Origin of the sequence: Collinsella aerofaciens (genome assembly GCF_028206995.1) — a bacterium.
GTDB classification, from domain to species: domain Bacteria; phylum Actinomycetota; class Coriobacteriia; order Coriobacteriales; family Coriobacteriaceae; genus Collinsella; species Collinsella aerofaciens_AQ.
This window is the reverse complement of record NZ_JAQLFL010000010.1, coordinates 66,392-80,519: the sequence shown is the minus strand read 5'-3', so window position 1 is coordinate 80,519 and position 14,128 is coordinate 66,392. Positions and strand designations below refer to the sequence as shown.

The window sequence follows — 14,128 nt, the reverse complement described above, 5'->3', positions numbered from 1 at the left end:
CTACCAAACACCTCGCCGCCGGCCGGGCCCCGTCGTCCAAAAATCACCCGTAAGGCGCGTTTATCTAATTTAATCTATCCCTTAAGGAATGCTGCTCGTTGGCGTTGTCTGGGCATTGATGGCTACGTGGTTCAAGAGGCGGCGGTGCTGTTGCTTGAATTTTTGCAGTTAAAGGGGCTCGTTTCCCTAGGTTGGGGAAACGAGCCTCTTTTTGTCTCCGGGTTTGTGGATTGGCGAAGGTAGTATGCTCTGGCGGCTATTTTGAGTTCTTGATGCGGCGTGTGGCCGTGGCGGTTATTCCGAGGCCTGCGGCGGCGATTGCTGCGAGTGCGATTGCGCTCGGTGCTGTGTCGCCCGTGTTTGCGAGCTTGCCGGCGGTCGTATCTGCTTGTTTGCCGCTGCTTGTGTTCGCCTGCTTGGTGGAGCTTGGCGGGGGTATTTTTGCCGGTCGCGGACGAGCCGGTGGGCTGTGTCGCCTCGACCGGTTGCGCCGAGTTGGAGGGAGGCGTCGTCTCGGTCGGTTGCGTTATCTCGGGCGAGGTGGCCTTGTCTGCCGCGGCCTTTGCCTCTTCGTATGCCTTGCAGGCGTCGTCATAGGCCGTTTGCGCTTTTTCAAATTGTCGAGGAGCGCATCTCGCCAGGCTATGAACTGGTCGGTATGGGCTTTATACTTCTCTGCATCACGTTCACAGTCATTAACTTGTCTTTCCTGCCTTTCGAGGCGGCCCTTGACCTCGCGGAGCTCCATTTCGCAAAAGTCAACTCGCGCTTTTGCCGTTACGATCTCTTGGCGCAACTGCTTTATTTGCTGTTTAACAGTTTCGACAAGCTCCTCGTCGCCGAGCGCTTCGAGTGCCTTAAGCACCTCAAGTTTCTTATCTAATTCTGACTGAAGGCCGCTTGTCCGGTTGATGGCCTCGTCGTATTTGGCTTGGGCTGCATCGCCGTCCGCTTGCATGGTGGGAAGGGATTCCCTCAATTCGGCGGCTTGCGCCGTCATCTTGTCGCGGAGCTCTTGAAAACGGGCAATGTCATCATTGAATCTCGCAATTTTCTCGGGACTTGCGGCGTCTTTTGCGGCCTCGAGGTTTTTGAGCGCTTCCTGCATGGCTGCATACGCTTTTTCTTTTGCGGCGGCCGCATCTTCCGTCTGCAAGGCAACTGCAGCGGTGGGGGAGCTGGTTTCTGCCGCTATCGCCGTTGCGGGGGCGATTCCCGCGACAAGTGCCGCGGAAAGGGCGATGCCCGCAGTTGCTCGTCTTGCTCTTCTTGCGAGAATGTCGTTCATCTCGGCACCTCATTTCAAGGGTCGGCGACTAACTTGGTAGCACTAATGCAAGTATACCAAGTGGTCGACCCGACACTGGCTGGGTGCGCGCCTCTCCGCTTCTTTGGAAACCGAATCCCATTAGAAATGACGAGTTGTTTACGCTTCTTTTGGGCTCGCCGTACTATCATGATTCGGATTGAGTGTGAATGATGATAGGGAGCGCCTATACATGATTGAGCTGCTCAGGCGTTTTGGTGGTAAGTTTCGCCGGTATATGGTGATCGGCCCTGCGTGCAAGCTGATCGAAGTGATCTTTGACCTGCTGACGCCGCTGGTGATTGCCCAGATGATCGATAAGGGCATTGGGGCGCACGACGTGAACGCCGTTATCCACTACGGTATGCTACTTGCCGCCATGGCCGTGATCGGCATCTCGTTTACGCTCGTCTGCCAAAAGATGGCGGCGCTCACCTCGCAGGGCATGGGCACCGACATTCGCGGTGCGCTCTACGAGCACATCAACAAGCTGAGCTATGCTGAGCTTGACCGCTTTGGCACGCCGTCGCTCATCACGCGCATTACCAACGACGTCAACCAGGTGCAGCTGGCCGTGGCGCTGGGCGTACGCATGCTCATCCGCTGGCCCTTCTTGGCGGTGGGCTCTATGTGCGCGGCCCTTGCCATCGACCTTAAGCTCGGCATGATCTTTTTGATCTGCACGCCCGCTATCGGCCTGGTGTTTTGGTTTGTCATGGCGCGCTGCATTCCGTACTACAAGCAGCTGCAGGCAAAGCTCGACCGCATCGCGCTTATTTGCCGCGAAGGCCTTTCGGGCACCCGCGTGGTTCGCGCCTTTGTGCGCGAAGATCACGAGCGCGAGCGCTTTGCCCAAGCCGCCGATGACCAGGCCCATACCGCCATTGCGGTGGGTAAGCTCTCGTCGATTCTCAACCCCGTCACGTTTCTTGTGATGAACCTGGGCGTGTGCGCCATCCTGTGGGTGGGCGGCATCCAGGTCAACGTTGGCGAGCTCACGCAGGGCCAGGTCATGGCGTTCGTCAACTACATGACGCAGACCCTCACCTCCATCGTCTACGTGGCCAACCTGGTCGTTGTCTTTACCAAGGCGAGCGCCAGTGCGTCGCGTGTCAACGAGGTGCTCAATTGCGTGCCGAGCATCACCGACGAGAACAACGAGCCGGTCGCACTGCCCCAAGCACCCGCGACGGACGTCGACGCCCCGGTCCCCGCGCTGAGCTTGAGCCATGCGAGCTTCTCCTTTGGCGCGGGCGCTGCCAACGCCGTCAACGATGTGACCCTGGAGCTCCCGCTGGGCAAGACGCTCGGCATTATCGGCGGTACGGGCAGTGGTAAGTCCACGCTCGTCTCGCTCATCCCGCGCCTGTACGATGCGGGCACCGGCAGCGTGAGCGTGATGGGCGCCGACGTGCGCACCTGGCCGCTCGACCAGCTGCGCCGTGTGGTCGCGACCGTTCCGCAGCGCGCGTCGCTGGTGAGCGGCACCATCCGCAGCAACCTGACCTGGCGCGACGAGGCTGCGACCGACGAGGATCTCTGGGCGGCGCTCGACATGGCGCAGGCGAGCGAGTTCGTGCGCAACAAGCCGAAGGGGCTCGACGCCCCGGTCGAGGCGGGCGGTAAGAACTTTAGCGGTGGCCAGCGCCAGCGTCTGACCATCGCGCGCGCCCTAGTGGGCTCGCCTCAGATATTGATCATGGATGACTCCGCCTCGGCGCTCGACTTTAAGACCGATGCGGCGCTTCGCCATGCCATTCGCGAACGAAGCATGCGCGGTGCCGCCGAGGGCGGGCTGCCGCTGACCACGGTGATTGTGAGCCAGCGCGTCTCGACCGTGCGCGACGCCGACATGATCTGCGTACTCGACCACGGATCGGTCGCGGGCTTGGGCACGCACGATGAGCTGTACGCGACCTGCCAGCTCTACCGCGAGATTTGCCAGTCGCAGCTTCGCCGCGAGGAACTCGAGGGTCAGCAGGGGAGTGCGGTGCCCGCGCTCGCCCCAAGCCCCGTGCCCGCCCCAGGCGCCCCGACCGCCCCTGCATCTGTCTGCGCAAAGGAGGGCTGCTAAATGAATCCGTACACTTCCTCCGGTTCGGTCGCCACGATGACGGCCAACGTGTCCGGTAACGATAACCTCAATGACCTGGGCGACGGTCCGCGCCAGCCCGGCGATCCCGAGCGCTATCCCGTGGGTGCGGTGACTCGCCGCCTGATGGGCTACGTTCGTCCGCACCGTATTTCGTTTACGGCGTCGTTTGTGAGCGCCGCTATCTCGGTGATCCTGCAGCTCTACACGCCCATTCTCATCGGCGAGGGCATCGACCTTATCGTCGCCACCGGGCAGGTGGACTTCGACGCGCTGCTGCCGCTCGTTACCAAACTCGCGCTCGTCGTGGTAGGTGCCGCGGCCTTCCAGTGGCTGCAGGGCTACTGCGTCAACCGCCTGTCCTACGAGACGGTGCGCGACATGCGCGTGGAGGCGAGCGATAAGCTCAGCCGCATGCCGCTCAGCTTTATCGACAGCCATGCCCACGGCGACCTTATGGGCCGCGTGGTCAACGACGTCGATCAGGTGGGCGACGGTCTGCTACAGGGCTTCACGCAGCTCTTCACTGGTGTTATTACCATCGTGGGCACGCTCGCGTTTATGCTCTCCATTAACCTGACCATGACGCTCGTAGTGGTGCTCGTCACGCCGCTTTCCATTTTTGCAGCCGGCGCCATCGCCAAGCTTTCCAACAAAAGCTTTACGGCACAGCAGCGTATTCAAGGGCAGCTCGGTGGTCATATCGAGGAGTACGTAGGCGAGCAAAAGCTTGTCGACGCCTTTGCCTATGGTCCCAACGCCCAGCAGCGCTTCGATGCCCTCAATGCCGAGCTCTACATCGCGGGCGAGCGCGCGCAGTTTATGGGTTCGCTCTCCAACCCCGGTACGCGTTTTATCAATAACATCATCTATGCCGTGGTCGCTGTGATCGGCTGCGTGGGCGTGATCACGGGCGTGCCCGCGGCGCTTACGGTGGGCGGCGTGCAGATCTTCCTGTCCTATGCCAACCAGTACACCAAGCCGTTCAACGAGGTCACCAACGTCATTACGCAGATCCAGACGGCGTACGCCTCGGCGCGCCGTATGTTTGCGCTGCTCGATGCGCGCGAGCAGGAGCCCGATGCGCCAGATGCCGTGGAACTTGCCGCACCGCAGGGCGAGGTGACCTTTGCGCATGTGGACTTTAGCTACGTGCCCGACCGCAGGCTGCTGCAGGACATCTGCATCGAGGCTAAGCCCGGCATGCGCTTTGCCCTGGTCGGTCCTACGGGCTGTGGCAAGACGACGCTCATCAATTTGCTACTGCGTTTTTACGATATCGATGCCGGTCGCATTGCGGTCGATGGCCGTTCCTCGCGTGACTACACGCGCGCAAGCCTGCGCCGCGCCTTTGGCATGGTGCTGCAGGACACTTGGCTGTTCGAGGGCACGGTGGCGGACAACATCGCTTACGGTTGCCCAGGAGCTACGCGCGAGCAGGTTGTCGAAGCCGCCAAGCGCGCGCACGCGCACAAGTTTATCGTGCAGTTGCCAGGCGGCTACGATACGGTCATCGGCGAGGACGGCGGCACGTTTAGCCAGGGTCAAAAACAGCTGCTGTGCATCGCGCGCGTCATGCTCACCGACCCGGCGATTCTGCTGCTGGACGAGGCCACGTCGAGCATCGATACCCGCACCGAGCTGCAGGTGCAGGCGGCATTCGACGAGCTCATGGCCGGTCGCACAAGCTTTGTCGTGGCGCACCGCCTGTCGACGATCCGCAACGCCGACTGCATTCTGGTCATGCGCGACGGCCAGATTATCGAGCGCGGCACGCACGACGAGCTGCTAGCGGCAGGCGGCTTCTACGCCGAACTCTACCGCAGTCAGTTCGCCCAGTAAGCAAGCCCGTGGGGCAAATTAATCAATCGACAGACGGTGGTTTACATCTGTCACGTTAGTACTAAGATATTCATCTAATAAATTGCATTAGTGGCTTTAGTTTTGGGGGAAACGAGGCAACGTGACTATGACGTGCTCTTTGGTGGTTAACAGCAAGAGCGGTAATACCAGGATGGTTTCGGGCGCGATCAAGCGCGCTCTGCAGGCTGCGGGTGTTGATTTTGTCCATGCCGCGGCGTTGAGCGACGATGCGGATGCAGATCAGGTTGCGCTCGAGGCGCAGGGCGCCTGCGCGGCCGACACGGTGCTCGTCGGTTTTTGGTGCGACAAGGGCGCGTGCACGCCTTCGGTCGCGGCGTTGCTCTCCGCCTTGCACGGCAAGCGCGTGTTCCTGTTTGGCACCTGCGGCTTTGGGGCCGACCAGAGCTACTATCAGCAGATTATCGACCGCGTAACTTCCAATTTGGCTGGGGATGCCGAGCTTGCGGGCTGGGCGATGTGCCAGGGCAAGATGGGCCCCGCGGTCAAGCAGCGCTACGAGGCCATGCTCGAGCAAGATCCCGACAACGCTCGCTATAAGATGCTGCTCGACAACTGGGTTGCCGCGAAGGACCATCCCACCAAGGAAGATCTGGACAACATGGCTGCAGCCGCCAAAAAGGCCGTGCTGGGCGAGTAGCTTCGCCGTTCGCGGTCCTTCGTGCAAAACAATACAAATGTGAAAGCCTCGAGATTCTCGAGGCTTTTTTCTTGACACTTGTGGACGCAACCGTGGCAAGTGTTTGGGGTGACATTTTCCATCACCCCGATGACGAGACCGTCCTGGACGACACGCTCGCATGCGTTCGCTGGATGTATTCAGAGTGGGACACGGTTTCCGGATGGACGGGGTCTTGGAAAGTGTGTCCCGGAATTCGCCTTTGGAATGGGATGCGGTTTCCGGTTGAGGGCTCTGGTGGAAACGATGACCCACAATTTGAGCCCGGAGTGGGATGCAGTTTCCCAACGGGGCCGTAAGCGGAAACCGCATCCCACTCCGGACGTGAATTCTGGGACACGGTTTCCGGACACAAAGAAGGCCACAAGACGTGGCCTTCGACTTATATATGTTCAGCGGATACCCCTATGACAAGCCGCGCTCCAACAACAGGGCGTCTGTCCGGGCGGAGGCATATAAGGTTCATCGCGAGTTCCGCACGCAAAGGAGGCCACTTAATGTGGCCTCCGTCTTGCGCAAGACTGTCCGAGCAGGGAACCTTATATGCCTCCGCCCGGACAGACGTTTCAGTTATGAACTCGCAGCTAGTCGCTACTTGATCTTGGTCGTACCCGGTGCCAGGTTGGGGTCGGTCTCGTTAGCTTCGGTCTGGAAGTGCTTGGTATACACGTTCTTGCCGTCGCGGAACATCTCGTAGTACTGCATCTTGGCGTAATCCTCGCGCGCCTTGGTGGCGGCCGCGGCAACGGCGTCGTCACCGGTGGTGTTGGAGGAGAGCGCCCAGCGCAGGCTGGCGTCCTCGTAGCCCACCGAGTTGATGGCGGGCAGCGACTTACGCAGCGTCATGTGCGCTTTCTGGTAGTCGGTCAGCGGGGCGCCGATCAGCTGCATCAGCTGGGTGGACAGGTAGTTGGTGGACAGGTCGTCGGTCTCGCTCGTCTGGTCGCAGCCGGCAACGTCGTAGTTGGCCCAGATGATGTAGTCGGTCTGCCACAGGCGCTCCTGATGCGTAGCATCGTCTTCGCCGGTAAACCACTTGTCATTGAACTTGGACGGGAAGAACGGCTGGTGGTCGCCCCAGAACACCACGACCACCTTACGGTCGAGCTTGCTCAGGGCGTTGAGGAAGTAGCGCAGCGCCTGGTCGGACTGCTCGATGCACGAGACATACTCGTCGACATCGGAGAGCGTGCCGTCCTCGACGGTCTTGGCGTCCAAATCGGTCGTGTCGATATTCAGGTGCATCTGCTTGTCGACCGGCAGCAGGCCCGTATCGTAGCCCGAGTGGTTCTGCATGGTCACGTCGAAGATAAACTGCGGATCGGCGTTCTGGTCGAGCAGCTCAAGAATCTTGTCGTAGGTAGCCTGGTCGGTCACCATGCCGCGCAGGGTGTCGGCTCCCTGGAAGTCATTGATAGACAGGAACTGGTCAAAGCCAAAGTCCTTGTAGACGTTCTCGCGGTTCCAGTTGGTCGCGTGGTTGGGGTGCATGGCCGTGGTGGAATAGCCGAGCGATTTGAACTGTTCTGCCAGGTTCCCGGTCGTCTCCATGTTGTAGATGGTGTAGGGGTACACGCCCGAGCCCAGGTTGGCCATGGAGTTGCCGGTCATAAACTCAAACTCGGTATTGGCGGTACCGCCGCCGTAGGCGCTCACATAGAGCTTGCCGCGGCTGAGGCAGTTGGACAGGTTCTTATAGTACTGCGGGCCCTCGTAGCCGGCGCGCATGTTCTGGTAGATCGAAAGGTCTGAGAAGGTCTCGTTCATGATGGCGATGACCGTGGGCTTCTCGCTGTCGAACTGCTCCTTTGCGGCGGCGCGCTCGTCGCTCTTGGCCGCGTCGGACTTGTCGTAGGCCTTGGCGTACTTTTTGAGCGTGGCCTTGGCATCGTCGACGGAGTAGTCGGCGGGTTTGGGCGGCTTGATGGACTGCGCCGCACTAATAAAGGCGGGCAGGTAGCCCTCGCGCCAGTAGCTCTCGAGCGGGCGCCAGGTGTAGACGGTGATGCCGAGGGTGTTGTAGTAGTCGATGAGCGTGACATGCGCGGTTACGCCGCCCAGGCACAGCACTGCCACGAGCAGGTTGGTGAGCAGCATGCGCTTGGCGTTGGCGGCACCCTTCTGACGGTGCGGTGCCACCAGGCCGGCGTACTCGCACAGCAGCATGGCGATGGCGGTAAAGCCCATGGACAGCACACAGAACAGCGAGATGGAGAAGGTGTAGCCGGTGCCGGCGACCGCGGCGGCGGTGGAGATGGCCGAAAGGTCGCCCGGCTGGATGGGCATGGATTTAAACGTGATGACGAAGAACTCGGCAATGCCCAGGACAAAGAGGGCAAAGGCCAGGACCGCGGGAGCTGCGCCGTGGCGCTGGAACAGGAAGAACAGGCCGGTCATGAGCACGGTGATGATGGCCCACTCGAGCAGGATACACAGGGGGTAGACCCAGGTAAAGTCGTGGTTGGACGAGACTTCCATTCCCAGCAGCGCAAAGACGCCGGCGAGCAGCAGGCACAAGACAGCGGCGACGAGCGGTTTGCCCACAAAGGCGCCGCGCAGGCGGGCAAGCTTGCCGGTGGGGGCGGGGGCATCGGTGGCAGCGAACGCAAAGACGCGCGGGGCGATGCGGTCGCGGGCGATGCTGGCCCAGGCGCAACCGGTGAGAATGGCATTGGTCAGGATGAGCATCACAAAGGCGAGCGGCTCGTTTTGGGCGACGAGGCCAATGGCGCCCCAAATGGTCAAAAAGAGCTGGAACAGGCCGAAGGCGACGCTCCACCCAAGAGCGCTTTTGGCAACGGTGTCCGACTGAGCGCGAATGGCCTTGGCCTCGCGCAAAACAAGGTAGACGGTCGCCGCAAGACCGACGAGCGAGATGGCGGCTGCGAACATGCTGAGACTCCTCACAAACTAAAACCTACGAAAGCGGGGGTTTACCCGATTGTTACCAAGATATGCGCTGCAATTGGTGGCTGCGCACAACAACCAGCCATATTAACGCGCACGTGTGGCGGTGTGGCGCAATGTAGTGGCGACCTGCGCGATAATGGACGGGAATTACACGGAAACGTAAAGGCTTCTTAAAGAATTAGCGAGGATAGAGCTATGGGCGAGCAGGTTTGTATGACGGGCGCCGAGTACTGCGGCGGAGCTGTGGGCGTGGACGCGGGCGGCTATCCGGTCGAGACTACGGGCAACGCGGCGCTGGACATCTTGGAACACCGCTCGTCCACGCGTGCTTTCGCGCGCGATGACAGCGACCGTCCCGTAGCGGTGACCGACGAGCAGCGGGCGGCGATCTTGCATGCGGCGAGCCGCGCACCGTCGGCGGGCGCCATGATGATGTATTCCATCGTGAGCATTCGCGAGCAGGCTACGCTGGACCGTCTGGCTGACCTGTGTGACCACCAGCCCATGATCGCCAAGGCGCCCTGGGCACTAATATTTGTGGTCGACTATGCCAAGTGGATCGATCTGTTTGAGCACGTGGGCTGCTTTGAGCCCGAGTTTGTCGAGCGCACGGGCAAGTCGCCCCGTTGTGCACCGGGTCTGGGCGACTTTGCCATCGCGGCGCAGGATGCCGTGATCGCTGCGCAAAACGCCGTGGTTGCCGCCGAGGCCCTGGGCCTGGGGAGCTGCTACATTGGCGACATCGTGGAGAACGCCGAGGAAGTTGCCGAGCTGCTCGATCTGCCGCCCTATACCATGCCGCTATCGATGCTCATCATCGGCACGCCCCGCAAGGAGCGCCCGGCAATCGCACATCCCGTGGTGAACCTGGTGCACGAGGAGCGCTATCGCCGCGCCGATACCGCGACTATGGATGCACAGGTGGCCGAGATGGATGCGATGTTTCGCCCGCATGCCCGCGAGGTGGGCGAGCGCGTGGTGGATATCTACACCCGCAAACACACCAGTCCCTTTATGGCCGAGATGAGCCGATCCATGGAGTGGTGGTTCAAAAACTGGCTCGGAAAATGACAGATGCGGCAAAGGGATAGTTCCTTTGCTGCATTCCATATCGCCGCGGTAGCCTAAAGACTGTATAAATCTTTATCTAGCTGGGAAAACAGTGCATTAAAACATGGGCCGATTACCTATAATCCCTTCGAACATTAAAGTTGGGAGGAAACCGGCTTATGGAACAAAAGGCCAAGGAGGCAGCCTCGCACGCTGCGATTCCTGTGAGCATCTCGGCGATGCTCGTCACGCTGGGCGTGGTGTACGGCGATATCGGCACCAGCCCCATGTATGTAACCAAGGCGCTCGTTGCCGGCAACGGCGGCATCGGAAGCGTCACGGAGGAGTTCGTGCTCGGCGCGCTCTCCCTTGTCGTGTGGACGGTCACGTTGCTGACCACCATCAAGTATGTGCTCATCTCGCTGCGCGCCGATAACCATGGTGAGGGCGGCATCTTTGCCCTGTACAGCCTGGTCAAGCGTTGCGGCAAGTGGCTTATCATCCCCGCCATGCTGGGTGGCGCCGCGCTGCTCGCCGACGGCATCCTGACGCCGGCCGTTACCGTTACCACGGCCATCGAGGGCCTGCGCACCATCCCGGCGGTCCATGCCGTGCTGGGCGATGACCAGGGCCGCGTCGTCGCCATTACGCTCGCCATCATCATCGTGCTCTTCTTGGTACAGCGCATCGGTACGGCCAAGATCGGTCACGCCTTTGGCCCCATCATGACGCTGTGGTTCCTATTCCTGGGCGGCACGGGTCTGTTCTTTGTCTTACAGCACCCCGCCGTGCTGCTGTGCCTCAACCCGCTCCGCGGCATCGCCTTTTTGTTGAGCCCCAACAACCACGCGGGCATCATGATTCTGGGCAGCTGCTTCCTCGCCACCACCGGTGCCGAGGCGCTCTACTCCGACATGGGCCACGTCGGCCGCGGCAACATCTACGCTACCTGGCCGTTCGTTAAGTGCTGCCTGCTGCTGTCCTATATGGGCCAGGGCGCTTGGCTTATGAACAACGCTGCCAACCCCGAGCTCATGGGCATTGCCGATCTCAACCCGTTCTACCAGATGCTCGCCCCGGGCCTGCGCCCGTTTGCCGTCGGCCTTTCTACCGTCGCGGCCATCATTGCCTCGCAGGCGCTCATCACCGGCGCATTCTCGCTGGTGTCCGAGGCCAGCCGTCTGGACCTCATGCCGCACATGCAGGTCTTCTACCCTGCCGAGACCAAGGGCCAGCTCTACATCCCCATGGTCAACAACGTCATGCTTGTCGGCTGCGTCATTGTGGTGCTGCTGTTCCAGAACTCGGCGCATATGGAAGCCGCCTACGGCCTTGCCATTACGCTGACTATGATGTGCACCACGCTGCTGCTCTTCTTCTACCTGCACGAGGAGCGCAAGCTCAAGGTCGCGCCGTGGATCTTCGCGGCCTTCTTCCTTTTGCTCGAAGGCTTCTTCTTCGTGAGCTCGCTCACCAAGTTCTTCCACGGCGGCTATTTCACCATCCTCATGGCCGCGCTCATCATGGGCATCATGGTGTGCTGGTACAACGGTACGGCTGTTGAGCAGCGCCAGTTTACGCTGCTGCCGCTGCGCAGCTACCTGCCGCAGCTCAAGCGCCTGCGCGATGACGATCGCTACGAGCGCCTGAGCGACAACATCGTGTACCTGACCAAGGACACCCATACCGACTACATCGACCGTGATATCGTCTACTCGATCTTGGACAAGCATCCCAAGCGCGCCCGCGCCTGGTGGTTCGTGAATGTCGAGACCATGGACGAGCCGCACACCTTTGCCTATTCGGTCGAGACGTTCGGCACCGACTACGTGTTCCGCGTGCATCTGTACCTGGGCTACAAGATCAACCAGCGCGTCAATGCCTACCTGCGTCAGGTTGTTCAGGACCTGGCTGCCACTGGCGAGCTGCCGCCGCAGACGCATGACTACTCGGTCTACAAGGATCCGGGTAACATCGGTACGTTCAAGTTCGTCCTGATCCGTAAGCTTCTGGCGCCCGAAAGCGATGTAGAGCCGAGCGAGCGCACGGCCATCACGCTCAAGTACATCATCCGCCGCGCCGCCGGCACGCCTGCACGCTGGTACGGCCTGGAGAACTCCAACGTGAGCTTTGAGTACGTGCCGCTGTTCACCAAGTTCAAGGCCGTGAACAAGATGCAACGCCTGGCCCCCAACGAGCGCCCGTAGTCGACGCTTGAGGTTTGGCTGCGAACGGGCAGGCTTGCAATGACAGTGATTGAGTCCTGGGAGGAAACCATGGATGCAAAGGTGCTTGACGGTCGCGATCTTGCGGCCGAGCTGGTACGTGAGGCGCGTGTCGACGCCGCCGAAGATCGGTTCTTTACGAATCGTGCCAACATGGACATGGCCGACCGCGTGATCTCGATCGTGGCACTGGTATTTGGAGCGGTGTGCGTGTGTGCCCTGCTCGCGCACGTGCTGTTTGTCTAGCGACCGCCGGTTGCAAAGGCTATACACTTGGAACCACCACAAGGGAAACCACCACAAAGGTGCCTGTCCCTTTGTGGTGGTTTTTGTTTTTGAGAGAGGGGTGGGGCACTGATGGACGTCCGTACGGACGGCGATATTGCCGATAGCTTTTGGTGGCGGCGCACAACGCTGACGCGCCGCACTCCTCTGTATGACGCCTGCGTATCGGTGGGGCTGCTGGTCGCGGCGACGATTGTGGGCGCGCTGCTCGACCGCCCCGGTCTTGCTCCCAGCATCATGATCGTCTATGTGTTCGCCGTTCAGCTGTGCGCATTCTTTACCTGGAGTCGCCTGTATTGCTTGCTGAGCTCGGCTGCCGCCGTGGCACTCTACAACTTCTTGTTTGTCGACCCGCGCTGCTCGCTGTCGTTTATCGACCGCGTCTATCCCGGCATGTTCTTCATCATGTTTGTGGTCTCGCTTGTGTCGAGCTCGATTGCGTTGGCCCTGCGCCGGGCCTTGGCGCAGGCTGCCGCCAGCGACCGTCGCACGCATATGGTGCTCGAGACCAACCGCATGCTGCAGCGCTGCGCCGACGAGCAGCAGATTGTCCATGCCATGGCAACGCAGCTGGCGCGTCTTTCGGGCTGTCCGGTCGTGTGGTACAGCGCCGACGCCGAGGGCGATGACCTGCTGCCGCGTGCGACATACACGGCCGTGGGCGATGCCGCGCCGGTGCACGAACTGGCGCCGCAGATGCCGCCGCGGCTCTCGGCGTCCGCCTATGTGGGAACGCCGCTCGATGCCACCTATGGCGGCTCGGCGTTTTACGGCATCTACCTGACGGTTCGCACGGGCGACGGCTTCGTCCGCTCGGGCGACCCCGCCTCGGTGGTGGGCGTGCTGGCTATCGTTGCCGAGCCCGACGTGCTGACGCACGAGGAGCGGACGCTTGCCGATGCCATCGTGAGCGAAGGTGAGCTGGCACTCGATCGCGCCCGCGCCATGGAGGCCCGCGAGGAGGCGGCGGTGCTTGCCAAAAATGAGCAGCTGCGCGCCAACCTGCTGCGCTCAATCTCGCACGACCTGCGCACGCCGCTTACCAGTATTTCGGGTAATGCCGACGTGCTGCTCGACCAGGGCTCGACCGGCACCGCCGTGCTCGATGCCCAAACGCGCCGCGGCCTGCTCCTGTCCATTCGCTCGGATGCGCAATGGCTCAACGCCACCGTCGAGAACCTGCTCGCCATCACCAAGCTCGAGGGCGGCGGCATGCGTCTGTCGACCACGCTCGAGCTCATGGACGATATCGTCGAGGAGGCGCTGCGCCACGTGAACCCTGCCGTGCGCGAGCACGACCTTAAGGTGGTGGCGTGCGATGAGCCGGCGCTCGTCAACGTCGATGCGCGCCTGATGGTGCAGCTGGTGGTCAATCTGGTGAACAACGCCATCACCTATACGCCCACAGGCTCGCATATCATGATTTCGATTAGCGTCGACGATGGACGCGTGGCGTGCTCGGTGGCCGATGATGGTCCGGGCATCGCACCCGAGGATCGTGAGCGGATCTTCGAGTCGTTCTATACCGCCAACCACGGTCTGGTCGACAGCCACCGCAGCGTGGGCCTGGGTCTTTCGCTCTGCCGTTCCATTGCGCTGGCGCATGGCGGTAGCATAGAGGTTGCCGCGGCGGACCCGCACGGCTCGGTCTTTACGATTGAGCTTCCTGCCGCCGACGTTTCGTTTGATAAGGAGTAGCG

The 14,128-nt window shown here is 61.1% G+C and carries 10 protein-coding genes; 8 read left to right on the top strand and 2 right to left on the bottom strand.

Annotation, left to right across the window (positions count from 1 at the left end):
- On the top strand, positions 1-243 hold a 243-nt coding region (locus tag PMX60_RS08115; protein WP_271747504.1), incomplete at its 5' end, for a hypothetical protein.
- A 283-nt stretch (positions 244-526) separates the two neighbouring features.
- Here PMX60_RS08115 and PMX60_RS08110 read toward each other — a convergent pair.
- A complete protein-coding gene (locus tag PMX60_RS08110) occupies positions 527-1,288 on the bottom strand; it encodes a hypothetical protein (RefSeq protein ID WP_271747503.1) in 762 nt (253 codons plus the stop codon).
- A gap of 211 nt (positions 1,289-1,499) precedes the next feature.
- Here PMX60_RS08110 and PMX60_RS08105 point away from each other — a divergent pair, with 211 nt between their 5' ends.
- The 3 genes from PMX60_RS08105 (at position 1,500) to bilS (ending at position 5,919) form a co-directional block, all read left to right on the top strand.
- On the top strand, positions 1,500-3,380 hold the full coding sequence (locus PMX60_RS08105; protein ID WP_271747502.1) for an ABC transporter ATP-binding protein: 1,881 nt from the start codon (positions 1,500-1,502) through the stop codon (positions 3,378-3,380).
- Positions 3,381-5,240, top strand: a complete 1,860-nt coding sequence (locus tag PMX60_RS08100; protein ID WP_271747501.1) for an ABC transporter ATP-binding protein — start codon at positions 3,381-3,383, stop codon at positions 5,238-5,240.
- Positions 5,241-5,367: 127 nt separating this feature from the next.
- Positions 5,368-5,919, top strand: coding sequence for a flavodoxin family protein BilS (bilS, locus tag PMX60_RS08095; RefSeq protein ID WP_196033432.1), 552 nt, complete (start codon positions 5,368-5,370; stop codon positions 5,917-5,919).
- 630 nt (positions 5,920-6,549) lie between these two features.
- On the opposite strand, the gene PMX60_RS08090 is transcribed toward bilS, so the two are convergent.
- Positions 6,550-8,850 carry an LTA synthase family protein gene (locus PMX60_RS08090; protein WP_271747499.1) on the bottom strand — a complete coding sequence of 767 codons (2,301 nt, stop codon included), beginning with the start codon at positions 8,848-8,850 and terminating at the stop codon, positions 6,550-6,552.
- Between the two features lie 213 nt (positions 8,851-9,063).
- Between PMX60_RS08090 and PMX60_RS08085 the strand changes: the two genes are divergently transcribed.
- The 4 genes from PMX60_RS08085 (at position 9,064) to PMX60_RS08070 (ending at position 14,126) form a co-directional block, all read left to right on the top strand.
- The gene (locus PMX60_RS08085; RefSeq protein WP_271747497.1) at positions 9,064-9,939 is read left to right on the top strand and encodes a nitroreductase family protein; all 876 of its coding nucleotides are present in this window, start codon (positions 9,064-9,066) and stop codon (positions 9,937-9,939) included.
- Between the two features lie 158 nt (positions 9,940-10,097).
- The gene (locus PMX60_RS08080) at positions 10,098-12,125 is read left to right on the top strand and encodes a KUP/HAK/KT family potassium transporter (RefSeq protein ID WP_195622315.1); all 2,028 of its coding nucleotides are present in this window, start codon (positions 10,098-10,100) and stop codon (positions 12,123-12,125) included.
- A 69-nt stretch (positions 12,126-12,194) separates the two neighbouring features.
- Positions 12,195-12,389 (top strand): hypothetical protein, encoded by a 195-nt coding sequence (locus PMX60_RS08075; RefSeq protein WP_271747496.1) that lies wholly within the window; start codon positions 12,195-12,197, stop codon positions 12,387-12,389.
- A gap of 111 nt (positions 12,390-12,500) precedes the next feature.
- Positions 12,501-14,126, top strand: coding sequence for a sensor histidine kinase (locus tag PMX60_RS08070; RefSeq protein ID WP_271747495.1), 1,626 nt, complete (start codon positions 12,501-12,503; stop codon positions 14,124-14,126).
- Positions 14,127-14,128: the final 2 nt, after the last annotated feature.

Bases quoted from the DNA above. Each gene is read 5' to 3' on its own strand.
- PMX60_RS08110 (WP_271747503.1), bottom strand. From the start codon at position 1,288: ATGAACGACATTCTCGCAAGAAGAGCAAGACGAGCAACTGCGGGCATC.
- PMX60_RS08105 (WP_271747502.1), top strand. From the start codon at position 1,500: ATGATTGAGCTGCTCAGGCGTTTTGGTGGTAAGTTTCGCCGGTATATG.
- PMX60_RS08100 (WP_271747501.1), top strand. From the start codon at position 3,381: ATGAATCCGTACACTTCCTCCGGTTCGGTCGCCACGATGACGGCCAAC.
- bilS (WP_196033432.1), top strand. From the start codon at position 5,368: ATGACGTGCTCTTTGGTGGTTAACAGCAAGAGCGGTAATACCAGGATG.
- PMX60_RS08090 (WP_271747499.1), bottom strand. From the start codon at position 8,850: ATGTTCGCAGCCGCCATCTCGCTCGTCGGTCTTGCGGCGACCGTCTAC.
- PMX60_RS08085 (WP_271747497.1), top strand. From the start codon at position 9,064: ATGGGCGAGCAGGTTTGTATGACGGGCGCCGAGTACTGCGGCGGAGCT.
- PMX60_RS08080 (WP_195622315.1), top strand. From the start codon at position 10,098: ATGGAACAAAAGGCCAAGGAGGCAGCCTCGCACGCTGCGATTCCTGTG.
- PMX60_RS08075 (WP_271747496.1), top strand. From the start codon at position 12,195: ATGGATGCAAAGGTGCTTGACGGTCGCGATCTTGCGGCCGAGCTGGTA.
- PMX60_RS08070 (WP_271747495.1), top strand. From the start codon at position 12,501: ATGGACGTCCGTACGGACGGCGATATTGCCGATAGCTTTTGGTGGCGG.